Here is a 21225-nt window from a genome sequence, read left to right as displayed (position 1 = left end):
TAGCGCCGTCGGAGACCCTTGCAATGCCCGACCAAGATGTACGCTTGCAACACCTGAAAGTTTGGCTCGATGAACAACTGCCGATCCTTTTCACTCAACAGGGCTGGGGCGTCGTACCCCCGGCCACGTTGACCGCCGCCAGCAGTGACGCGAGTTTCCGGCGTTATTTCCGCTGGGAAGGCGAGGGTCGCAGTTTGATCGTAATGGATGCGCCACCGCCCCAGGAAAACTGCAAACCCTTCGTGGATATTGCTTTTTTACTGGCGAAATCCGGCATTAACGTGCCAAAAATTTATGCCGAAGACCTCGAACGCGGCTTTCTTTTGCTCAATGACTTGGGCAATCAGACCTATCTGGACGTGATCAGCGGCGAAAATGCCGACGATTTATTCCGCGATGCCCTGCAAGCCTTGTTGGCTTTCCAGCAATTGCCAATGGTTGCGCCGCTGCCGAGCTACGATGTCGCGCTGCTGCGTCGGGAGCTGGAATTGTTCCCCGAGTGGTACGTCAAGCGCGAGCTGGGTATCGAGTTGGATTCGGCCCAGCAACAACTCTGGCAACAGGCCAGTGAGCTGCTGATCGACAGCGCCCTGGCCCAGCCCAAAGTGCTGGTGCACCGGGACTACATGCCACGCAACCTGATGCTCAGCGTGCCGAACCCCGGCGTGCTGGACTTTCAGGATGCCGTCTATGGTCCCGTCACCTACGATGTGACCTGTCTGTTCAAGGACGCCTTCCTCAGTTGGCCCGAGGCGCGCGTGCGCGGCTGGCTGGAGAGTTACTGGCAGCAGGCCGGCGCCCTCGGCATTCCCGTTCAGCCGGACCTCGAGGACTTCCTGCGCGCCAGCGATTTGATGGGCGTGCAGCGTCATCTCAAGGTCATCGGGATCTTCGCGCGCATTTGTCATCGTGATGGCAAGCCACGCTACCTCGGCGATGTGCCGCGATTCTTTGCTTATATAGAAGCGGTCATTGCCCGTCGTCCGGAGCTGGCACCGCTCGATGAGCTTCTGGGCAGCCTGCGGCAATCGGCCGGAGCAACGGCATGAAGGCGATGATTCTGGCGGCGGGCAAGGGCGAACGCATGCGGCCCTTGACCCTTACCACGCCAAAGCCATTGATTCGCGTCGGTGGTGTTCCCTTGATCGAATACCACTTGCGGGCGCTGGCCAGGGCCGGATTCACCGAGATCGTGATCAATCACGCCTGGCTCGGTCAGCAGATCGAAGATCACCTGGGGGATGGTTCACGGTTTGGCGTGAGCATTCGGTTTTCCCCTGAAGGCGAGCCGCTGGAAACCGGTGGTGGAATCTTCCGGGCCTTGCCGCTGCTGGGCGATGAAGCGTTTGTGGTGGTGAACGGCGATGTCTGGACCGACTACGACTTCAGCGCTTTGCGCCGGCCGCTCGAAGGGTTGGCGCACCTGGTGCTCGTCGATAATCCCGAGCATCACCCAGACGGCGATTTCGTCCTGGTCGACGGAAAGGTTCACGATAGGCACGCGCCTGCCGACAACCTGACCTATAGCGGCATTGCCGTCCTGCACCCGCGATTGTTCGACGGTTGCTCGGACGGTGCGTTCAAGCTTGCACCGCTGTTGCGCGCGGCCATGGCCGAGGGGCGCGTCAGTGGCGAGCACCTCAAAGGGCATTGGGTCGATGTCGGCACCCATGAACGTTTGGCGCAGGTCGAAACCTTGATAGAAGCGAGCGGTTGATATGTGGTGGCCAGGGACTCTGATTGGAGCCGGGGCGGGCTTTGCCATAGCCAGCATTCCGGGGGCCATGCTTGGGGCATTGTTGGGACAGGCGCTGGATCGACGCATGAACCTGCAGGGCTGGGCGCAGGTACGTGAGCGCCTGGGTGGACGCCCGGCGTTACGCAATGATGAATTGTTGTTTGTATTGCTGGGGCGGCTGGCGAAAAGCGATGGCCGCGTGGTCGATGGCCACATCCAGCAGGCTCGCCAGGAAATGCGTGCGCTGGACTTGAGCGAGCCGGCGCAACGCCGGGCGATCGCAGCGTTCAACCGGGGCAAGTCCGGGAACGATCGCTTGCGCGGTTACATGCGCCGCCTGGCTGTCCAGCCGCATGCGGCTGAAGGGGTATTGCGCGCGTGTTGGCGGATGGTCTGGGCCGATGGGCGCGCCGGTATCAGCGAGCGAGAACTGGTGGCCCAGTGGGGGCGATGGTTGGGCTGGACACCGCAACAGGTCCAGGCGCTGGCGGCTGATTACGAGCCGCAGAAACTGTCGCGGCCCAACAGTGGGGTGACCTATCAGGAAGCCTTGCGCTTGTTGGGGGTTTCGGCCACCAGCGAACCGTCACAGATCAAGCGCGCTTACCGACGCCTGCTCAGTCGTCATCACCCGGACAAGATTGCCGGCAGCGGGGCAACGCCCTTGCAGGTGCGTGAAGCCACCGACAAAACCCGGGAGTTGCATAACGCCTATCGGTTGATTCGCGAGCGGCGGGATTTTCGCTAGCCCACTGCCCCTGTGGCGAGGGAGCTTGCTCCCGCTCGGCTGCGGTAGGAGCTGCCGAAGGCTGCGATCTTTTGATCTTGATCTTTCGCTTGATATTCAACTGGTCTTGGAAAGATCGCAGCCTCGCTTCGCTCGGCAGCTCCTACAGCGCGGTCCAGCGGGAGCAAGCTCCCTCGCCACGGTGGATGGCACCGAAACACAACGTTGAGCCAGCCCTTACTCCCCTGCCTTCTGCGGATTCAACCAGCCCCGAACCCGACGAAACAGCTGCTCCTGCTCCGCCGACGGGTTCGGCAGGGCTTTGAGGGACACCTGGCTGAAGGTCGAGCCTTTCAAGCGTTTGCTCGCCTGCAAGCGCTCCAGCGCCGCGTTTCTATCCAGCGGCTTGTCCATGTAGAAAATGTCGGCTGTCGCCAGTTTCAAGGTCGAGGTCAGTTCGGCCAGGGCCGGCTTGGCGGTGGTTGGGGTCTGGGCGGCCACCATCACGAAACGTTCGACCTGCGAGGGCTGCTTTTCACTCAGGTAACGCGCTGCCCAATAGGCGCCAGTGCCATGGCCCAGCAGCACGATGCGGCGTGCGCTTTGCTGTTCGGCGTAGGTCAGGGCTGCATCGATACGGGCGAAGATACGCTCGGCGTCGGCCTTGGCATGTTCTTCATCGGTTTGGGCGACGACTGGATCTGCCGCATCGGCTTCGCCGCCTGCGACCTGTTCGATCGGCGCCGCCGTGGTGGCGTCCGGTGCTGCGGCAGCGGTGTCGGCCGGCTTGGTCGCGGGCGGTGCTTCCACTACGCGCGGTGCAATGACGTCGCTTTGCAAGTCCGGCAGGGTGATACTCAGGCTGCTCCATTCGACATCGGGCAACTTTTTCCGCAAAGGGCCGATAACTTGAGGCCAGTCAGCTGTTTCGCCAGCACCGGGGATTATGATGACTGCGCCCCTGGGATCGCCGGTATTGGCCGGTTTCCACAGCGCCAGGAAGGCATCGCTGCCGGTCTGTAACTGTTGTTGTTCCTGGGCTGGGACGGTTCGTTCAAGTGCGGTCGCTTCTTCCTGGCTACGCTCGAGCAAGGGTTGGCGCTCGACGGGTTTTTCCTCGGCAGGTTGCTGCACGGCGGGCGCCGTTTCGCTGGCCTGTACGGAAAAGGCACTTGGCAGGATCAGCGACAGGCACAATGCTGGCAACGCCAGGCGATAAACAGAGGGCATCGGATATTCCATGACCAGAAGTATTTCCGGCAGCCTAATGGGTTGGTCAGTATTTGTCAGTGCATGAGACTTCGATGATGCGTTTTTGCTGCCTGTGGGTTATCGGCTGTTTATGGCTTCCCTTGATGGCGTGGGCCGCGCCCGCGCCGTCGGCGCATGGGGTGCAATTGAATGCAGGCCAGCGCCAGTGGTTGGTGCAACATCCGCAATGGCGGGTCGGCCTGGTATTGCAGGCGCCCTATGCCCAATACGACCGGCGCCTGCAGCGTTTGTCCGGCACTAACGTCGAGTTGATGCAATGGCTGGGCAAGGCGTTGAACGTCGAGCTCACCTGGCGCAATTTCCAGGACCTGGCACAACTGGAAGCAGCGGTGCGTGCCGGTGAGGTGGACGTTGCTCCGGGCCTGACCCAATCCCCGGGCGGGCTCAAGCTCTGGCAGTTTTCCGATCCCTATATGCGCGTGCCGCAACTGATCGTCGGCGCGCAGAAGGGCGCCGAAGGGGTGGAGTTGGAAAAACTCGACAGCCAGGCTCGGGTCGCGGTGCGCATGCCCAGCGCGACGGCCGATTACCTGCGCAGCAACTACCCGACGCTGAATCTGCAAGGCGTGCCGATGGAGCGCGAGGCCCTGCAATTGCTGTTGACCCAGCAGGCCCGATACGCGGTGGTCGATGAGGCACAGCTCGGGCGGTTGATGGTCGAGCCCGAATTCGCCGAGCTGGCGGTGGTGGGCGACATCGGCCTGCCGCAGTTGCTGCGGGTTGCCACGCGCCGGGACTGGCCGGAACTGGCCGAGATCATCGACAGCGGTTTGCAGGCGATCCCGGCCAAGGAGCTGGAGCAACTGCACAGCCGTTGGCTCAAGCCAAAATATCCACGCCTGACCGAGACCCCGGGCTTCTGGCAGAACTTGACCCTATTGATTCTGGCCCTGCTGCTCAGCAGCGTCGCCATCGTGTTCTGGCAGCGCCGCCAGCAACGCGCGCTGGAGCGTCGTCTGCGTGCCGCGAGGGAGGACATCGCCCAGCGTACTGCCAGCGAAGAAGCCTTGCGCCTGACGCAGTTTTCCATCGATCAAAGTACGGTCGGCATCCTCTGGGTCAATTGGGACAGCCACGTGCGTTATGCCAACCGAGCGGCTGAAACCATGCTCGGTTATGCCTCGGGCGCCATCATCGACCGCCCGTTGATCGACTTCGAGCCGGGCTTGCACATGGATCGCTGGCTGAACCTGTGGAAGCGTGCCCGGGCCAGTGAAGATGGGCCGCAGAGTTTCGAAACCGAATGCGTGCGAGCCGATGGCAGCATCTTGCCGGCTGACGTTTCCCTGAGCTTCCTGCGTTTTCGCGACGCCGAATACCTGGTGGTCTATCTCAACGACGTGACCGAACGCCGACGTGCGCTGGCGGCGCTACGCGAAAGCGAAGCGCGGTTGCAAGGCATCGCCGCCAACGTGCCGGGTCTGGTCTTTCGCCTGGAGCGGGCGCCGGTGACTGGCCAGATCGACTTTGCCTACATCAGCGAAGGCAGCGAAAGCCTGGTGGGTTATTCCCCTGCAACCCTGGCCCGCAGCGACACCGGGCTGCGCAGCCTGGTGCACCCGCAGGACAAGGCCGATTACCACCGCACTCAGGACCAGGCGCTGGACACCGACAGCGACTGGTCATGGCAGGGCCGCATCCTGACCCGCGAAGGCTTGGAGCGCTGGGCCGAGATCAAGGCGATCACCCGTCGTCTCGAAGATGGCGCCTACGTCTGGGACGGAATCGTCTGGGACATCACCGAAAGCAAGCGTATCGAACTGGAGCTGGCCAGCTCCCGGGAACAGTTGCGCGAGTTGTCGGCGCACCTGGAAAGCGTGCGGGAAGAGGAAAAGGCGCGCATTGCCCGGGAGGTCCACGACGAGTTGGGCCAGATGCTGACGGTGTTGAAGCTAGAAACATCCATGTGTGAATTGGCCTACGCGCAACTCGATCCGGGCCTGCATGAGCGGCTTAATAGCATGAAGCGCCTGATTGCCCAGTTGTTCCAGCTGGTGCGGGACGTGGCGACGGCGCTGCGCCCGCCGATCCTGGATGCTGGCATTGCCTCGGCCATCGAATGGCAGGCTCGGCGTTTCGAGGCGCGTACGCAGATCCCATGCCTGGTGCAGGTGCCGGACAACCTGCCGGCCCTGAGCGACGCCAAGGCCATTGGCCTGTTCCGGATTCTCCAGGAAGCGCTGACCAACGTGATGCGCCATGCCCAAGCGCATACTGTAGAGCTGACGCTGGTTCAGGAGGGCGACGAATTGTGCCTGGCCGTCAGCGACGACGGTGTAGGATTTATTGCCGATACGGGTCGGCCAACCTCCTTTGGCCTGGTCGGCATGCGTGAACGGGTATTGATCATGGGCGGGCAGTTGACCCTGGAGAGTGAGCCGGGGGAGGGGACGACCCTGTCGGTGCGGGTGCCGTTGCGTGAGGCCTGATGGGGTGGGTTGCCTGGACGGGCCCAATCGCGAGCAAGCTCGCTCCCACATTGATTCAGATGTACACATACACCCTGTGGGAGCGAGCTTGCTCGCGATGAGATCCTGAATCTGGAGAACAATGTGATCCGTGTACTGGTAGCCGAAGACCACACCATCGTCCGTGAAGGCATCAAGCAGCTGATCGGCCTGGCCAAGGACCTGGTGGTGGTAGGGGAGGCGAGCAATGGTGAGCAGTTGCTCGAAACCTTGCGGCATGTGCCCTGCGAAGTAGTGCTGCTGGATATCTCCATGCCCGGCGTCAACGGCCTGGAGGCGATCCCACGGATCCGGGCGCTGAACAATCCGCCGGCCATCCTGGTGCTGTCGATGCATGACGAAGCGCAAATGGCTGCCCGCGCCCTGAAAGTCGGTGCCGCCGGCTACGCGACCAAGGACAGTGATCCGGCCTTGCTGCTCATGGCGATTCGCAAGGTCGCCGCCGGCGGACGCTATATCGACCCGGACCTGGCCGACCGCATGGTCTTCGAAGTCGGCCTGACCGACGCGCGACCGCTGCACTCGCTGCTGTCCGAGCGTGAATTCTCAGTCTTCGAACGCCTGGCCCAGGGCGCCAACGTCAACGATATCGCCCAGCAACTGGCCCTGAGCAGCAAGACCATCAGCACCCACAAGGCACGGCTGATGCAGAAGCTCAACATCACTTCGTTGGCGGAGCTGGTGAAATATGCGATGGAGCACAAGTTGCTCTGAGCTTCACCACTCCCCCTGTGGGAGCGAGCTCGCTCGCGATGGCGGCAGCACATTCAGTATTGATGTTGGCTGACACTCCGCTATCGCGAGCAAGCTCGTTCCCACAGGGTTTCGTGTTGGCATATCCATTTGCGACACGCCCCAACAGCGCTTTTTGCCCCTACTTGCTGCTTGCCGCTTAAAACGCGCCACTGCATTTACCCAATCCCGCCATCCCTGTAGGGCAATCCCTACCCCGACTCTTCCATCCGGCTGAGGTGATTCTCTCCTGCGTCCCGATTTGCGCAGGCCCCAGGCTCCACTAGGCTTGACTCACAAGCAGTCATCAAAACAAAAGGTGCGGGTATGAGCCAGGTCGATTCAAGCGCGGGGGCCAGTGATGTGCTGGTCAGCTTTCGTGGTGTGCAAAAGAGCTACGACGGCGAGAACCTGATCGTCAAAGACCTCAACCTGGATATTCGCAAAGGCGAGTTCCTGACCCTGCTCGGGCCTTCCGGCTCCGGCAAGACCACCAGCCTGATGATGCTCGCCGGGTTTGAAACCCCCACCGCCGGCGAGATCCTGCTGGCCGGGCGCTCGATCAACAATGTGCCGCCGCACAAGCGCGACATCGGCATGGTGTTCCAGAACTACGCCTTGTTCCCTCACATGACTGTCGCCGAGAACCTGGCGTTCCCGCTGACGGTGCGTGGCCTGAACAAGAGCGACGTGAGTGATCGGGTCAAGCGCGTCTTGAGCATGGTCCAACTGGACAGCTTCGCCCAACGCTACCCGGCGCAATTGTCCGGCGGCCAGCAACAACGGGTGGCCTTGGCCCGGGCGCTGGTGTTCGAGCCGCAATTGGTGCTGATGGACGAACCCCTGGGTGCGCTGGACAAGCAATTGCGCGAGCACATGCAGATGGAAATCAAACACCTGCACCAGCGCCTGGGCGTGACGGTGGTCTACGTGACTCACGACCAGGGCGAAGCCCTGACCATGTCCGACCGCGTGGCGGTATTCCACCAGGGCGAGATCCAGCAGATCGCCCCACCGCGCACACTGTATGAAGAGCCGAAAAACACCTTCGTCGCCAACTTCATCGGCGAAAACAACCGTCTCAACGGTCGTCTGCACAGTCACACCGGCGACCGTTGCCTGGTGGAGCTGGGGCGTGGCGAGAAGGTCGAGGCCCTGGCGGTGAACGTCGGCCAGCCCGGCGAGCCGGTGACCCTGTCGATCCGTCCGGAACGGGTGAGCCTCAACGGCGTCAGCGAACAATGTGTCAACCGCTTCTCAGGGAGGGTGGCGGAATTCATCTATCTGGGCGACCACGTCCGGGTTCGCCTGGAAGTCTGCGGCAAGACCGACTTCTTCGTGAAACAGCCGATTGCCGAGCTCGATCCCGCGCTCGCCGTCGGGGACGTGGTTCCGCTTGGCTGGCAAGTCGAGCATGTGCGTGCGCTCGATCCCCTTCTAGAGGCGAATTGATCGCCCCCTGCTGTACCAACACCAACCCTGCACGTGGAGAGAACAATAAATGTTGAGATCCCTGAAGTTCACAGCCCTGACACTGGGCATGATGGGTGCGGCAAGCGCGATGGCGGCGGGCCCGGACCTGACCGTGGTGTCTTTCGGCGGGGCGAACAAGGCGGCTCAGGTCAAAGCCTTCTACGCACCGTGGGAAGCGGCCGGCAATGGCAAGATCGTGGCTGGCGAGTACAACGGCGAAATGGCCAAGGTCAAGGCCATGGTCGATACCAAGAGCGTTTCCTGGGATTTGGTAGAAGTCGAGTCCCCGGAATTGTCCCGTGGTTGTGACGAAGACATGTTCGAACAACTCGATCCGAAGCTGTTCGGCAAGAGCGAAGACTACGTCAAGGGCGCCATCCAGCCTTGCGGCGTGGGCTTCTTCGTGTGGTCGACCGTGCTGGCCTACAACGCCGACAAATTGAAGACCGCGCCGACCAGCTGGGCGGACTTCTGGGACACCAAACAATTCCCGGGCAAACGTGGCCTGCGCAAGGGCGCCAAGTACACCCTGGAATTCGCCTTGATGGCTGATGGCGTAGCGCCGAAAGACGTCTACAAAGTGCTGGCTGGCAAAGATGGCCAGGATCGCGCCTTCAAGAAGCTCGATGAGCTCAAGCCGAACATCCAGTGGTGGGAAGCCGGTGCCCAGCCGCCGCAGTACCTGGCCTCAGGTGACGTGGTCATGAGCTCGGCCTACAACGGCCGGATCGCCGCGGTACAGAAAGAAAGCAACCTGAAAGTGGTGTGGAACGGCGGCATCTACGACTTCGACGCTTGGGCCATCCCACGCGGCCTGGACAAGACCCGCGCCGAAGCTGCGAAGAAATTCATCGCCTTCTCGGTGGCGCCGCAGCAGCAGAAGACCTACTCGGAAAACATCGCCTACGGTCCGGCCAACACCCAGGCTGTACCGTTGCTGGCCAAGGATGTCCTGAAGGACATGCCGACCACCCCGGAAAACATCGCCAACCAGGTGCAGATCGACGTCAGCTTCTGGGCTGACAACGGTGAGCAACTGGAGCAGCGCTTCAACTCCTGGGCTGCGAAGTAACCCCGACGGTCTGAAACCGGATGAGATCCATGTGGGAGAGAGCTTGCTCGCGATAGCGGTCTGTCAGGCACATCAATCTTGAATGTGCCGCAGCCATCGCGAGCAAGCTCGCTCCCACAGGTTCTTTCATCGACCCGGGTGTTTCAAAAGAACAGAGGCGGCCCGCCGCCCCTGTAACGATCAAAAAGATTTGCGGAGTTCGCCATGGCCATCGCCGTTCCACTGAACGCGGGCACCAGCCCCACCCTCAAGCAACGGCTCAAGCACGCCGAGCGGATCAACCGCTGGAAGGCCCAGGCCTTGATCGCGCCGCTGGTGCTGTTTCTGTTGCTGGTGTTCCTGGTACCGATCGTGGCGCTGCTGTTCAAAAGCGTCAGCAACCCGGAAGTGGTGAGCGCGATGCCGCGCACTGTCGCCGCCGTCGCTGCCTGGGACGGACGTGGTTTGCCGGGCGAGCCAGTGTACAAGGCTGCCAGCGAAGACCTGGCCGACGCCCGCAAGAATCAGACCCTGGGCGACTTGTCCAAGCGCCTGAACATGGAACTGGCCGGCTATCGCAGCCTGCTGACCAAGACCGCTCGGGCGTTGCCGTTTGCCACCGAGCCGGCTTCCTATAAAGAAGCCTTGGAAAACCTCGATGAGCGTTGGGGGGACCCAGCGTACTGGCAGGTGATCCGCCGCAACACCAGCAACGTCACCCCATATTACCTGCTGGCGGCCGTCGATCACCGCATCGATGACCTCGGCGAACTGGCCACGGCCACCCCTGACCAGGCGATCTACCTCGACATCTTTGCCCGTACCTTCTGGATGGGCCTGGTGATCACCGCGATCTGCCTGGTGCTGGCCTATCCGTTGGCCTACCTGCTGGCGAACCTGCCATCGCGCCAGAGCAACCTGCTGATGATCCTGGTGCTGCTGCCGTTCTGGACCTCGATCCTGGTACGCGTCGCCGCATGGATCGTGTTGCTGCAGTCCGGTGGCCTGATCAACAGTGCGCTGATGGCCATGGGCGTCATCGATAAGCCCCTGGAGCTGGTGTTCAACCGCACCGGCGTATACATCTCCATGGTCCACATCCTGCTGCCGTTCATGATCCTGCCGATCTACAGCGTGATGAAGGGCATCTCGCCAACCTATATGCGTGCGGCGATTTCCCTGGGCTGCCACCCGTTCGCCAGTTTCTGGCGGGTGTACTTCCCGCAGACCTATGCCGGGGTCGGTGCCGGTTGCCTGTTGGTGTTCATCCTTGCCATCGGCTACTACATCACGCCGGCGCTGCTGGGCAGCCCGAACGATCAGATGGTCAGCTACTTCGTCGCGTTCTACACCAACACCAGCATCAACTGGGGCATGGCCACGGCGCTCGGCGGGCTGCTGTTGCTGGCGACCATCGTGCTTTATCTGATTTACAGCTGGCTGGTGGGCGCCAGTCGCCTGCGCCTGAGCTAAGGGGAGATCGAAAATGGTGAGTCCTTACATGTCCCCCGTCGAGCGGGTGTGGTTCTACTGCTTGCGCACACTCTGCGGGCTGATTCTGTTGTTCCTGATCCTGCCGGTGCTGGTGATCATTCCACTGTCGTTCAACTCCGGCAGCTTCCTGGTCTACCCGTTGCAGGGCTTTTCGCTGCAGTGGTACCACGATTTCTTCGCCTCGGCCGAATGGATGCGAGCGCTGAAAAACAGCATCATCGTCGCCCCGGCGGCGACGTTGCTGGCGATGGTCTTCGGCACGCTCGCGGCCATCGGCCTGACCCGGGGTGACTTCCCAGGCAAGGCGTTGGTGATGGCCCTGGTGATTTCGCCGATGGTGGTGCCTGTGGTGATCATTGGCGTGGCCAGTTACCTGTTTTTCGCACCGCTGGGGTTGGGCAACAGCTTCTTCTCGCTGATCGTGGTCCACGCCGTGCTGGGTGTACCGTTCGTGATCATCACGGTGTCGGCGACCCTGCAGGGGTTCAACCACAACCTGGTTCGGGCCGCTGCCAGCCTTGGGGCTTCGCCACTGACGGCGTTTCGTCGGGTGACCCTGCCGTTGATCGCCCCGGGCGTGATCTCCGGGGCACTGTTCGCCTTCGCGACGTCGTTCGATGAAGTGGTGGTGACCCTGTTCCTGGCCGGCCCCGAGCAGGCAACCTTGCCACGGCAGATGTTCAGTGGCATTCGCGAAAACCTCAGCCCCACCATCGCGGCGGCGGCGACGCTGCTGATTGCCTTCTCGGTGATCCTGTTGCTGACCCTGGAGTGGTTGCGTGGGCGTAGCGAGAAGCTGCGTACGACCCAAGTCTGACGACCCATGCAAAACCAGTGTGGGAGCGAGCTTGCTCGCGATAGCGGTGTGTCAGCCAGCATCAATGTTGGATGTGATGGCCTCATCGCGAGCAAGCTCGCTCCCACAGGGGGGCTGAGGTGTATTCATGCGCTGAATGGCAGACAACCCTCAATACCGAGCTATCCTTGTGCCAGCTCATACTCGAATAAGAGGCCGCGCACATGAGTCTTTCCTCATTCAAAATCGCCCATAAACTGATCACCGGTGCTGCTGCCATCGAGCAACTGGCCGCGGAGTTGACGCGCCTGGACGTCGACAACCCGCTGATCGTGACCGATGCGGCGTTGGTCAAGTCCGGCACCGTGGAACTGGCCCTGCAACATCTGGGCGGACGGGACTACGAGATTTTCGACCGGGTCATGCCGGACCCGGAAATCGCCATTGTCGAGGACTGCATGCAAGCCTATCGCGACGGTGGTCATGATGGCCTGATCGGTCTCGGTGGTGGCAGTGCCATCGACATTGCCAAGTGCGTGGGCGTCTATGCCGGTTACCACGGCGAGCTGCAGGATATGTTCGGTGTCGATCAGGTGCCGCGCAAAGGCCCGCCCATGATTGCCATCCCCACCACGGCCGGTACTGGTTCGGAAGTCACCAACGTGGCGATCCTCTCCGACAAGGCTGCGCAGCTGAAAAAAGGTATCGTCAGCGATTATCTGTTGCCGGACGTGGCGCTGGTCAGTCCGCAAATGACCCTCACCTGCCCGCGCGGCGTCACGGCTGCCAGTGGCGTTGATGCGCTGGCACACGCCATCGAGGCCTACCTGTCGCTCAATGCTTCGCCCATCACCGATGCCCTGGCCATCGGCGCAATCAAGCTGATCAGCCGCGCGCTGCCCAAGGCCTATGCCAACCCGGCTCACCTGCAAGCCCGGGAAGACATGGCCACGGCCAGCCTGATGGCCGGCATGGCGTTCGGCAATGCCGGGGTCGGGGCGGTGCATGCGATGGCCTATCCGTTGGGCGGGCGTTTTCACGTGTCCCACGGCGTCGCCAATGCTTTGTTGCTGCCGTACGTCATGACCTGGAACAAGATGGCCTGTGTCGAGCGCATGCGTGACATCGCCGAGGCCATGGGCCTCAAGACCGCTCACCTGAGTGATCTTGAAGCGGCCGACGAAGCCGTGGAAGCCATGGTTGCGTTGTGCGCCGCCGTGGAAATACCCAAGGGCCTCAGCAGCCTGGGCGTGACCGAGGACGTGATTCCGTCCATGGCGGTGGAAGCGGCGGGAATAGAACGGCTAATGCGCAACAATCCACGCAAACTGAGCGCCGCCGATATCGAGAAGATCTACCGCGCGGCGTATTGATCGATTGCCACGGTGGGCGCGCCAAATCTTGAGGTATACAATGCGCGCCATCGTGATTTCGCTCAAAACAGGTGCGTCATGCAGCCCTTCGCTATTGCTCCGTCGATTCTCTCTGCCGACTTCGCCCGCCTGGGCGAGGAAGTGGACAACGTTCTGGCCGCCGGGGCCGACATCGTGCACTTCGATGTCATGGACAACCACTACGTGCCCAACCTGACCATCGGCCCGATGGTCTGCGCGGCGCTGCGCAAGTACGGCGTCACCGCGCCGATCGATGCGCACCTGATGGTCAGCCCGGTGGACCGCATCGTCGGTGACTTCATCGAAGCCGGCGCTACCTACATCACTTTCCACCCTGAAGCCACGCAGCACATCGACCGCTCCCTGCAGTTGATCCGCGAAGGCGGTTGCAAGGCCGGCCTGGTGTTCAACCCGGCAACGCCCCTGGACGTGCTCAAGTACGTGATGGACAAGGTCGACATGATCCTGCTGATGAGCGTCAACCCAGGCTTCGGTGGGCAGAAGTTCATCCCGGGCACGCTCGACAAGCTGCGCGAAGCCCGTGCGCTGATCGATGCCTCGGGCCGTGATATTCGCCTGGAAATCGACGGTGGCGTGAACGTGAAGAATATCCGTGAAATCGCCGCGGCCGGCGCCGATACGTTCGTCGCGGGTTCGGCGATCTTCAACGCACCGAACTACGAAGAGGTGATTGCACAAATGCGCGCCGAACTGGCCCTGGCGCGCCCATGAGCGGCTTCGAGCAGCTGTTCCCCGGCAGTTTGCCGCGTCTGGTGATGTTCGACCTTGATGGCACATTGGTCGATTCGGTCCCGGACCTCGCGGCGGCGGTGGACACGATGCTGCTCAAGCTTGGACGCCCGCCTGCCGGCCTCGATTCGGTGCGCCACTGGGTCGGCAATGGCGCGCCGATGCTGGTGCGCCGGGCCCTGGCCAATGACATCGACGCCCAAGGTGTCGATGATGCCGAGGTCGAGCGGGCGCTGGAGTTGTTCAATGAAGCCTACGAAGACAATCACCAGCTGACGGTGGTCTACCCCGGCGTGCGTTCCACCCTCAAGTGGCTGCAAAAGCAGGGCGTGGAAATGGCCCTGATTACCAACAAGCCGGAGCGCTTCGTTGCGCCGTTGCTGGACCAGATGAAAATCGGCCGCTATTTTCGCTGGATCATCGGTGGCGATACCTTGCCGCAGAAAAAACCGGATCCGGCCGCGCTGTTTTTCGTGATGAAAATGGCCAACATCCCGGCCTCGCAATCCTTGTTCGTCGGCGACTCGCGCAGTGACGTGCTGGCGGCCAAGGCGGCAGGGGTCAAGTGCGTGGCACTGAGTTACGGCTACAACCACGGCCGGCCAATCGCCGAAGAGTTTCCGACGCTGGTGATTGACGATTTGCGCCTGTTAATTCCCGGTTGCCTGGACCCGGCCGCTGAGATAACGTTGCCCGACGCTGTTCAATCCTCTTCTGGAAACGCCATCGTGGTGGTCACTCGCAAACTCTGGATGAAAGTCATGAAGGCCCTGGCCCGCTGGCGTTGGCGCACCTGACATGATCCTGGCCGGTTATCCGGCGCGTTTGCATACCTGACTGTCAGCTCCTCTTGCCACGAGGCACCCCATGATCCGCGAAGAATTCCTGCGTCTAGCCGCTGCCGGCTACAACCGCATCCCCCTTGCCTGTGAAACCCTGGCCGACTTCGACACGCCGCTGTCGATCTACCTCAAGTTGGCCGACCAGCCCAACTCTTACTTGCTCGAATCGGTACAGGGCGGCGAAAAATGGGGCCGTTATTCCATCATCGGCTTGCCGTGCCGCACGGTGCTGCGGGTCCATGACCATCGCGTCAGCGTGACCCACGACGGTGTCGAAATCGAAAGCCTCGAAGTCGAAGACCCGCTGGCGTTCGTCGAAACCTTCAAGGCCCGCTACAACGTACCGACCATCCCCGGCCTGCCGCGTTTCAACGGTGGCCTGGTGGGTTATTTCGGCTACGACTGCGTGCGCTACGTGGAAAAACGCCTGGGCACCTGCCCGAACCCCGATCCGCTGGGCGTGCCGGATATTTTGCTGATGGTGTCCGACGCGGTCGTCGTTTTCGACAACCTTGCCGGCAAGATGCACGCCATCGTCCTGGCCGATCCGTCCCAGGAAGATGCCTACGAGCAAGGTCAACAAAGCCTGCAAGCACTGTTGGAAAAGTTGCGTCAGCCGATCGCTCCGCGTCCTGGCCTGGACTTCAGCAAGCAGTCGGCGGCCGATCCGGTGTTTCGTTCCAGTTTCACCCAGGACGATTACGAACGGGCCGTCGATACCATCAAGGAGTACATCCTCGCCGGTGACTGCATGCAGGTCGTGCCGTCGCAACGGATGTCCATCGACTTCAAGGCAGCGCCCATCGATCTCTATCGGGCGCTGCGCTGTTTCAACCCGACGCCCTACATGTATTTCTTCAACTTCGGCGACTTCCATGTCGTGGGCAGTTCGCCGGAAGTGCTGGTGCGGGTCGAAGACAACCTGATCACGGTGCGGCCGATCGCCGGCACTCGTCCCCGTGGCGCCACGGAGGAAGCTGACCGGGCCTTGGAAGAGGACCTGCTGTCAGACGACAAGGAAATCGCCGAGCACTTGATGCTGATTGACCTGGGGCGCAACGACACCGGGCGGGTCTCGGAAATCGGCTCGGTGAAGCTCACCGAGAAGATGGTCATCGAGCGCTACTCCAACGTGATGCACATCGTTTCCAACGTCACCGGCCAGTTGAAGGCCGGGCTGACGGCGATGGATGCCTTGCGGGCGATCCTGCCGGCGGGCACCTTGTCTGGCGCGCCGAAAATCCGCGCGATGGAAATCATCGACGAACTGGAGCCGGTCAAGCGGGGCGTGTACGGCGGGGCCGTGGGTTACTTCGCCTGGAACGGCAATATGGACACCGCCATTGCCATTCGCACCGCCGTCATCAAGAACGGTGAACTGCACGTACAGGCCGGCGGCGGTATCGTCGCCGACTCGGTGCCGGCGCTGGAGTGGGAAGAAACCCTGAACAAGCGCCGGGCCATGTTCCGCGCCGTGGCGCTTGCCGAGCAGACCTCGAACGACTGAAGCCCTCGAACAAACAACTGTAGCGAGGGAGCAAGTTCCCTCGCCACAGTTCGTTCAGGCAACTCGATCAACATGTGGGAGCGAGCTTGCTCGCGATGAGGCCGTCATATTCAACCCATAGGTCGACTGACAGTCCGCTATCGCGAGCAAGCTCGCTCCCACAGGTTTTCTCGCTCAGAAATCCAGGCTGACCCCCAGGCTTACCCCTTGTTGGGTCATGTCATCATCCTTGCGCAGTGTATAACCACCCCGTAGCGCCAAGTCGTTGGTCAACTTGTGGCTGACCCCCAGGCTCAGGCGATTGAGGTGGCTCTGTGGCGTATAGCCTTCCAGTGTGAAGTCGTTGGCCGGCAGGCTGTTGAGAGCGATGTTGACCTTTTGCGTGTCGTCTTCGTACTCGCGTTCGTGGGCATATTCGCCAAACACCTGGGTCTGGCGGGTGATGTTGTATTTACCCTGCAAGCCAATGCCCAGGCGTTTCGAATCGCGGGTCTGGTCGTCGAAGGTCAGGGCTGTGGAGCGGCTGCTCTTTTCCGAATAGCCGTCGACTTCCACCTTCGCATAATCAGCGCTGACAAACGGCGAGAGGTGCCATTCGCTGCCCGGCTGGGCGATGTCGTAGCCCACCCGCGTGCTGAATGCCCATAGATGGCCGTCCGTGTCGCCTTTCTCCTGCGCTTCGTTGACGCCCAGGTCGAACTTGCGCTCCAGGTTGTCATAGTCGAGCTTGCCGCCGGTCAGCGCTGCATCGGCCCACCAGCGGTTTTGCTGGAACTGGGCGAAAGCGGTCGCCAGGTAGCTGTTGAGCTTGTAGTCCGAGTCGTTATGGCCTGCTTCCATGTCCTGGCGATAGAAACCGGCGGCGACACCCACGCGCCACGCGTCGTTGAGGCGATAGCTACCGCCGATGTTCAGGCTGTAGCCGCTGCCGTCGGCGCTGGCGCCGCCGCTCTGGCTGTCCAGGTCCAGATGCTGGCCGCCGCCTGCGACGATGGCTCGCCATTGGCCGACGGCCTGCCAGTTCTCCCAGTCCGATTGCCATTGGCTGCGCAACTCGTCCTGATGGGCGCGTAGGGTCGAGTGGGCCATTTCCGGCAACAGCGTCAGCTCCCATGGTGCCGCGAGCAGGGAATAGGCGTAGTCGGCGATCAGTTTTTGCCCGGTTTCGGTCGGATGGACCGCGTCGTTGTAGATCAGCTTGGTGGGATCAGGCGTGGCGCTGTTGATGCCGTAGGTGGCGTTTTCCGTGCAGCCGTTGCCGCTGAAGCAGGTCGCGGTGAGATTCTCACCGGTGGCGAGGCCAAATCTTGCTGGGTCGGCGAAGCTTTCCTTCAGCAGAAGCGGAATGTTCAATGGAATGATTTCAGCGTCGATGCCTTGCAGTCGCGTGATCAGTTGTTGGTTGAACTGGTTGCCCAGTTGCGAAAAGGCGTCTTGCAAAGGACCGCCGTTGAGGGCCGGGGTCAGGCCCAGGTCGGGCAACAACCAGACCATCACATAGCGCGCGCCGGCCGTTTGCAGCACCTGGACGCTGTCGGCCAGGCGGTCCGCGGCGGCGTTCGCTTGTTCGGGGGTCAGCACCCGACCTTGTAGGAAGTCGTTGCCACCACCGGAAATGTAATACAGCGCATTCGGATCGGCGCGCAGGCCATTGGACTGCAAGTAGCCGGGACGGCTGCGCTCGCCGGTGTCGGACACGCCAGTAATCGATTCGAGGATCTGGTCGGTACGATAACCGCCCACTGCCCAGTTGTTGCCGTCCGCCAGCCCCTCGCTGGCGCGGACCGCCGAAGTGGAAGCGGCGGTCTCGTCGGCGGAATAACCCAAGCGCCCACCGAGCAACTGGGTGGAGTTGGCGGAGTAGGCCTCGCCGCTGCCGTCGGTGTAGATCGGACCGGTTCGGTTGGTATAACGCTCGGTCGAGCCGGGTGGACCATTCGGGTCGGCAAACTGGCCAGCGTCGTTGAGGCTGTCGCCGAACACGATGAACTTGGAATAAGGGTTGGGGGCGGCGCTCGCCTGGGCGCAGGCCATCGCCAGCAGGCAACCGGCAATCGGTACGAACAGCGTTTTTTTGATCATGAGGAAGTCCGTTTTTATCTTATTTTTGTTAGAAAACGAAACGACAGTACCAAAAACTTCCGGCATTTTGCCATCCATCTTGAACGTCGCGATTGTTTCAAAGCCCTTCGGGATCGCTCATATTGCGTGCTCCGCCCAGCTAAGCTACTGTGCCGGGACGTATGAACGAGACTTTCCCTGTGTCGATTGTCAGCAAACTTCTGGATCAAATGATCAAGGCTCACGCCCGCTGGCGTTGGCGCGCCTGAACATTCTCCGCCGGCCTCGCCGGACCTGTACCGATTTGCCTTCTTTACCCGCTCGTAGAGCCGCTTCGCAGGGGCATCACTTGCCTCGCCAAGCGCAGCAGCGTGCGGGTCTCTCTCTGAAGGCTGTATTTAAAGTCAGTGAATTCAATAGGTTGCTTACGCCATGTTGCTGATGATCGATAACTACGACTCTTTTACCTACAACGTTGTGCAGTACCTCGGCGAGCTGGGCTCCGAGGTCAAGGTCGTGCGCAACGACGAATTGACCATCGCCGAAATCGAAGCCCTCAAGCCTGAGCGCATCGTGGTTTCGCCCGGCCCGTGCACGCCGACCGAAGCGGGCATTTCCATCGACGCCATCAAGTATTTCGCCGGCAAGCTGCCGATCCTCGGTGTTTGCCTGGGACATCAGTCGATCGGCCAGGCGTTCGGCGGCGACGTGGTGCGTGCCCGACAAGTCATGCACGGTAAGACTAGCCCGGTATTCCACGAGGACAAGGGCGTGTTCGAGGGGCTGAATCATCCGCTTACCGTAACCCGCTACCATTCCCTGGTGGTCAAGCGCGAAACTCTGCCCGACTGTCTGGAATTGACCGCCTGGACCCAGTTTGAAGATGGCTCGGTCGATGAAATCATGGGGCTGCGCCACAAGACGCTGAATATCGAGGGTGTGCAATTTCATCCCGAGTCTATTCTCACCGAACAGGGCCACGAACTGTTCGCCAACTTTCTCAAACAAACCGGCGGCACGCGCTAAGGACTTTTCATGGATATCAAGACAGCCCTGAGCCGTATCGTCGGCCATCTCGACCTGAGCACCGACGAGATGCGCGACGTGATGCGCGAAATCATGACCGGCCAATGCTCGGATGCGCAGATCGGCGCGTTCATGATGGCCATGCGCATGAAGAGTGAGAGCATCGATGAAATCGTGGGTGCGGTTTCGGCGATGCGTGAGCTGGCGGACAAGGTCGAACTCAAGACGCTGGACGGTGTAGTGGATGTAGCGGGCACCGGTGGTGACGGCGCTAATATTTTCAACGTTTCCAGCGCCTCGGCATTTGTCGTCGCGGCAGCTGGGTGCACGGTGGCCAAACACGGCAATCGCGCCGTCTCTGGCAAGAGTGGCAGCGCCGATGTACTGGAGGCGGCCGGTATCTACCTGAGCCTGACGCCGATCCAAGTGGCCCGTTGCATTGATAATGTCGGCATCGGCTTCATGTTTGCCCAAAACCATCACAGCTCCATGAAACACGCCGCCGCGCCGCGCCGTGAGCTGGGCCTGCGTACGCTGTTCAACATGCTCGGCCCGCTTACGAATCCGGCCGGCGTGAAACATCAGGTAGTCGGTGTGTTCAGCCAGGCGTTGTGCCGGCCATTGGCTGAAGTCTTGCAACGCCTGGGCAGCAAGCACGTACTGGTGGTCCATTCGAAGGATGGGCTGGATGAGTTCAGCCTGGCGGCGCCTACATTCGTGGCCGAACTAAAAAATGATCAGATCAGCGAGTATTGGGTCGAACCTGAAGACCTCGGCATGAAGAGCCAGAGCCTGCACGGGCTGGCAGTCGACAGCCCGGCCCAGTCGCTGGAGCTGATTCGTGATGCCCTGGGGCGTCGCAAGACCGAGAATGGCCAGAAAGCCGCCGAGATGATCGTGCTCAATGCCGGTGCCGCGTTGTACGCCGCCGACCACGCCAGCAGCCTCAAGCAAGGCGTGGAACTGGCCCATGATGCACTGCACACAGGGCTGGCCAGGGAAAAGCTCGAAGAGTTGGGTGCATTTACCGCCGTATTCAAAGTGGAGAACGAAGGATGAGCGTGCCAACGGTTCTGGAAAAAATTCTGGCTCGCAAGGCCCAGGAAGTGGCCGAGCGCAGCGCTCGGGTCAGTCTGGCCGAGCTGGAAAGCCTGGCGCGTTCAGCGGATGCGCCGCGCGGCTTTGCCCAGGCTCTGATCGATCAGGCCAAGAAAAAACAGCCGGCGGTGATTGCCGAAATCAAGAAGGCGTCCCCCAGCAAGGGCGTGATTCGCGAGCACTTTGTCCCGGCCGAGATCGCGCGAAGCTACGAGAAGGGCGGTGCTACCTGCCTCTCGGTGCTGACCGACGTCGACTTTTTCCAAGGGGCCGACGATTACCTGAAGCAGGCGCGGGCGGCATGCAAGCTGCCAGTGATCCGCAAGGATTTCATGATCGACCCGTACCAGATCATCGAGGCGCGTGCGCTGGGCGCCGACTGCGTACTGTTGATCGTTTCCGCCTTGGACGACGTGAAAATGGCCGAGCTGGCGGCCGTTGCCAAAAGCGTCGGGCTGGACGTCCTGGTGGAAGTCCACGACGGTGACGAGTTGGAGCGAGCCCTGAAAACCCTCGATACCAAACTGGTCGGCGTGAACAATCGCAACCTGCACACTTTCGAAGTGAGCCTGGAAACCACCCTGGACCTGTTGCCGCGCATTCCGCGCGATCGCTTGGTCATCACCGAAAGCGGGATCCTCAACCGGGCCGATGTCGAGCTGATGGAAGTCAGCGATGTGTACTCGTTCCTGGTGGGCGAAGCGTTCATGCGCGCCGAGAACCCGGGTACGGAATTGCAGCGACTGTTCTTTCCTGAGCGTGGTCTGCCGGTAAGCGGCTCGACGCTGGACTGATC

General features: G+C 61.3%; 18 protein-coding genes. 16 read left to right on the top strand and 2 right to left on the bottom strand.

The window, feature by feature from the left end; translation table 11 throughout:
• The first annotated feature begins 23 nt into the window (after nucleotides 1-23).
• From AB4Z20_RS12045 to AB4Z20_RS12035, 3 genes are read left to right on the top strand one after another with little or no spacing between them, the layout of a single operon-like run.
• A complete protein-coding gene (locus AB4Z20_RS12045) occupies nucleotides 24-1049 on the top strand; it encodes an aminoglycoside phosphotransferase family protein (protein ID WP_253469915.1) in 1026 nt (341 codons plus the stop codon).
• Nucleotides 1046-1717 carry an N-acetylmuramate alpha-1-phosphate uridylyltransferase MurU gene (murU, locus tag AB4Z20_RS12040; RefSeq protein WP_214509848.1) on the top strand — a complete coding sequence of 224 codons (672 nt, stop codon included), beginning with the start codon at nucleotides 1046-1048 and terminating at the stop codon, nucleotides 1715-1717. Before AB4Z20_RS12045 ends, murU begins: the two co-directional genes overlap by 4 nt.
• Before the next feature lies 1 nt (nucleotide 1718).
• Nucleotides 1719-2486: a TerB family tellurite resistance protein gene (locus AB4Z20_RS12035; RefSeq protein ID WP_253469910.1), complete on the top strand. Its 768-nt coding sequence runs from the start codon at nucleotides 1719-1721 to the stop codon at nucleotides 2484-2486.
• Between the two features lie 216 nt (nucleotides 2487-2702).
• Here the strand turns inward: AB4Z20_RS12035 and AB4Z20_RS12030 are convergent, their stop codons facing one another.
• The gene (locus tag AB4Z20_RS12030) at nucleotides 2703-3695 is read right to left on the bottom strand and encodes an alpha/beta hydrolase family protein (protein WP_442089949.1); all 993 of its coding nucleotides are present in this window, start codon (nucleotides 3693-3695) and stop codon (nucleotides 2703-2705) included.
• 74 nt (nucleotides 3696-3769) lie between these two features.
• On the opposite strand from AB4Z20_RS12030, the gene AB4Z20_RS12025 reads away from it, so the two are divergent.
• The 10 genes from AB4Z20_RS12025 to trpE all read left to right on the top strand — a co-directional run bounded on the left by AB4Z20_RS12025 (nucleotide 3770) and on the right by trpE (nucleotide 16244).
• On the top strand, nucleotides 3770-6166 hold the full coding sequence (locus AB4Z20_RS12025; RefSeq protein ID WP_442089948.1) for a PAS domain-containing sensor histidine kinase: 2397 nt from the start codon (nucleotides 3770-3772) through the stop codon (nucleotides 6164-6166).
• Nucleotides 6167-6289: 123 nt separating this feature from the next.
• Nucleotides 6290-6919: a response regulator gene (locus AB4Z20_RS12020; RefSeq protein WP_122566692.1), complete on the top strand. Its 630-nt coding sequence runs from the start codon at nucleotides 6290-6292 to the stop codon at nucleotides 6917-6919.
• Between the two features lie 345 nt (nucleotides 6920-7264).
• Nucleotides 7265-8389: an ABC transporter ATP-binding protein gene (locus tag AB4Z20_RS12015; RefSeq protein ID WP_214509844.1), complete on the top strand. Its 1125-nt coding sequence runs from the start codon at nucleotides 7265-7267 to the stop codon at nucleotides 8387-8389.
• A gap of 49 nt (nucleotides 8390-8438) precedes the next feature.
• Nucleotides 8439-9482, top strand: a complete 1044-nt coding sequence (locus AB4Z20_RS12010; RefSeq protein WP_214509843.1) for an ABC transporter substrate-binding protein — start codon at nucleotides 8439-8441, stop codon at nucleotides 9480-9482.
• Between the two features lie 204 nt (nucleotides 9483-9686).
• The gene (locus tag AB4Z20_RS12005) at nucleotides 9687-10934 is read left to right on the top strand and encodes an ABC transporter permease (RefSeq protein WP_214509842.1); all 1248 of its coding nucleotides are present in this window, start codon (nucleotides 9687-9689) and stop codon (nucleotides 10932-10934) included.
• 13 nt (nucleotides 10935-10947) lie between these two features.
• A complete protein-coding gene (locus AB4Z20_RS12000; RefSeq protein WP_057449609.1) occupies nucleotides 10948-11772 on the top strand; it encodes an ABC transporter permease in 825 nt (274 codons plus the stop codon).
• A gap of 203 nt (nucleotides 11773-11975) precedes the next feature.
• The gene (locus tag AB4Z20_RS11995; RefSeq protein WP_253469902.1) at nucleotides 11976-13124 is read left to right on the top strand and encodes an iron-containing alcohol dehydrogenase; all 1149 of its coding nucleotides are present in this window, start codon (nucleotides 11976-11978) and stop codon (nucleotides 13122-13124) included.
• Between the two features lie 78 nt (nucleotides 13125-13202).
• A complete protein-coding gene (rpe, locus tag AB4Z20_RS11990) occupies nucleotides 13203-13877 on the top strand; it encodes a ribulose-phosphate 3-epimerase (RefSeq protein ID WP_057449607.1) in 675 nt (224 codons plus the stop codon).
• The gene (locus AB4Z20_RS11985) at nucleotides 13874-14692 is read left to right on the top strand and encodes a phosphoglycolate phosphatase (protein WP_214509839.1); all 819 of its coding nucleotides are present in this window, start codon (nucleotides 13874-13876) and stop codon (nucleotides 14690-14692) included. Before rpe ends, AB4Z20_RS11985 begins: the two co-directional genes overlap by 4 nt.
• Before the next feature lie 70 nt (nucleotides 14693-14762).
• Complete coding sequence (trpE, locus tag AB4Z20_RS11980) at nucleotides 14763-16244, top strand: anthranilate synthase component I (RefSeq protein WP_253469900.1); 1482 nt, start codon at nucleotides 14763-14765, stop codon at nucleotides 16242-16244.
• 174 nt (nucleotides 16245-16418) lie between these two features.
• On the opposite strand, the gene estP is transcribed toward trpE, so the two are convergent.
• Nucleotides 16419-18326 carry an esterase EstP gene (gene estP / locus AB4Z20_RS11975; protein ID WP_442089943.1) on the bottom strand — a complete coding sequence of 636 codons (1908 nt, stop codon included), beginning with the start codon at nucleotides 18324-18326 and terminating at the stop codon, nucleotides 16419-16421.
• Nucleotides 18327-18737: 411 nt separating this feature from the next.
• Here estP and AB4Z20_RS11970 point away from each other — a divergent pair, with 411 nt between their 5' ends.
• From AB4Z20_RS11970 to trpC, 3 genes are read left to right on the top strand one after another with little or no spacing between them, the layout of a single operon-like run.
• The gene (locus AB4Z20_RS11970) at nucleotides 18738-19331 is read left to right on the top strand and encodes an aminodeoxychorismate/anthranilate synthase component II (protein ID WP_063324125.1); all 594 of its coding nucleotides are present in this window, start codon (nucleotides 18738-18740) and stop codon (nucleotides 19329-19331) included.
• Nucleotides 19332-19340: 9 nt separating this feature from the next.
• Complete coding sequence (gene trpD / locus AB4Z20_RS11965; RefSeq protein ID WP_253469893.1) at nucleotides 19341-20390, top strand: anthranilate phosphoribosyltransferase; 1050 nt, start codon at nucleotides 19341-19343, stop codon at nucleotides 20388-20390.
• The gene (trpC, locus tag AB4Z20_RS11960; protein ID WP_214509835.1) at nucleotides 20387-21223 is read left to right on the top strand and encodes an indole-3-glycerol phosphate synthase TrpC; all 837 of its coding nucleotides are present in this window, start codon (nucleotides 20387-20389) and stop codon (nucleotides 21221-21223) included. The genes trpD and trpC overlap by 4 nt, the downstream gene beginning before the upstream one ends.
• The last annotated feature ends 2 nt before the right edge of the window (nucleotides 21224-21225 follow it).

Origin of the sequence: Pseudomonas sp. KB_12, from assembly GCF_052114545.1 — a bacterium.
Classification (GTDB): Bacteria; Pseudomonadota; Gammaproteobacteria; order Pseudomonadales; family Pseudomonadaceae; genus Aquipseudomonas; species Aquipseudomonas brassicacearum.
The sequence above is the reverse complement of the archived record's forward strand: the minus strand, read 5'-3'. Positions and strand labels throughout refer to the sequence as shown.

Excerpts from the sequence above, each read along its gene's own strand:
- AB4Z20_RS12045 (WP_253469915.1), top strand. The coding sequence starts at position 24 with ATGCCCGACCAAGATGTACGCTTGCAACACCTGAAAGTTTGGCTCGAT.
- murU (WP_214509848.1), top strand. The coding sequence starts at position 1,046 with ATGAAGGCGATGATTCTGGCGGCGGGCAAGGGCGAACGCATGCGGCCC.
- AB4Z20_RS12035 (WP_253469910.1), top strand. The coding sequence starts at position 1,719 with ATGTGGTGGCCAGGGACTCTGATTGGAGCCGGGGCGGGCTTTGCCATA.
- AB4Z20_RS12030 (WP_442089949.1), bottom strand. The coding sequence starts at position 3,695 with ATGCCCTCTGTTTATCGCCTGGCGTTGCCAGCATTGTGCCTGTCGCTG.
- AB4Z20_RS12025 (WP_442089948.1), top strand. The coding sequence starts at position 3,770 with ATGATGCGTTTTTGCTGCCTGTGGGTTATCGGCTGTTTATGGCTTCCC.
- AB4Z20_RS12015 (WP_214509844.1), top strand. The coding sequence starts at position 7,265 with ATGAGCCAGGTCGATTCAAGCGCGGGGGCCAGTGATGTGCTGGTCAGC.
- AB4Z20_RS12010 (WP_214509843.1), top strand. The coding sequence starts at position 8,439 with ATGTTGAGATCCCTGAAGTTCACAGCCCTGACACTGGGCATGATGGGT.
- AB4Z20_RS12005 (WP_214509842.1), top strand. The coding sequence starts at position 9,687 with ATGGCCATCGCCGTTCCACTGAACGCGGGCACCAGCCCCACCCTCAAG.
- AB4Z20_RS12000 (WP_057449609.1), top strand. The coding sequence starts at position 10,948 with ATGGTGAGTCCTTACATGTCCCCCGTCGAGCGGGTGTGGTTCTACTGC.
- AB4Z20_RS11995 (WP_253469902.1), top strand. The coding sequence starts at position 11,976 with ATGAGTCTTTCCTCATTCAAAATCGCCCATAAACTGATCACCGGTGCT.
- rpe (WP_057449607.1), top strand. The coding sequence starts at position 13,203 with ATGCAGCCCTTCGCTATTGCTCCGTCGATTCTCTCTGCCGACTTCGCC.
- AB4Z20_RS11985 (WP_214509839.1), top strand. The coding sequence starts at position 13,874 with ATGAGCGGCTTCGAGCAGCTGTTCCCCGGCAGTTTGCCGCGTCTGGTG.
- trpE (WP_253469900.1), top strand. The coding sequence starts at position 14,763 with ATGATCCGCGAAGAATTCCTGCGTCTAGCCGCTGCCGGCTACAACCGC.
- estP (WP_442089943.1), bottom strand. The coding sequence starts at position 18,326 with ATGATCAAAAAAACGCTGTTCGTACCGATTGCCGGTTGCCTGCTGGCG.
- AB4Z20_RS11970 (WP_063324125.1), top strand. The coding sequence starts at position 18,738 with ATGTTGCTGATGATCGATAACTACGACTCTTTTACCTACAACGTTGTG.
- trpD (WP_253469893.1), top strand. The coding sequence starts at position 19,341 with ATGGATATCAAGACAGCCCTGAGCCGTATCGTCGGCCATCTCGACCTG.
- trpC (WP_214509835.1), top strand. The coding sequence starts at position 20,387 with ATGAGCGTGCCAACGGTTCTGGAAAAAATTCTGGCTCGCAAGGCCCAG.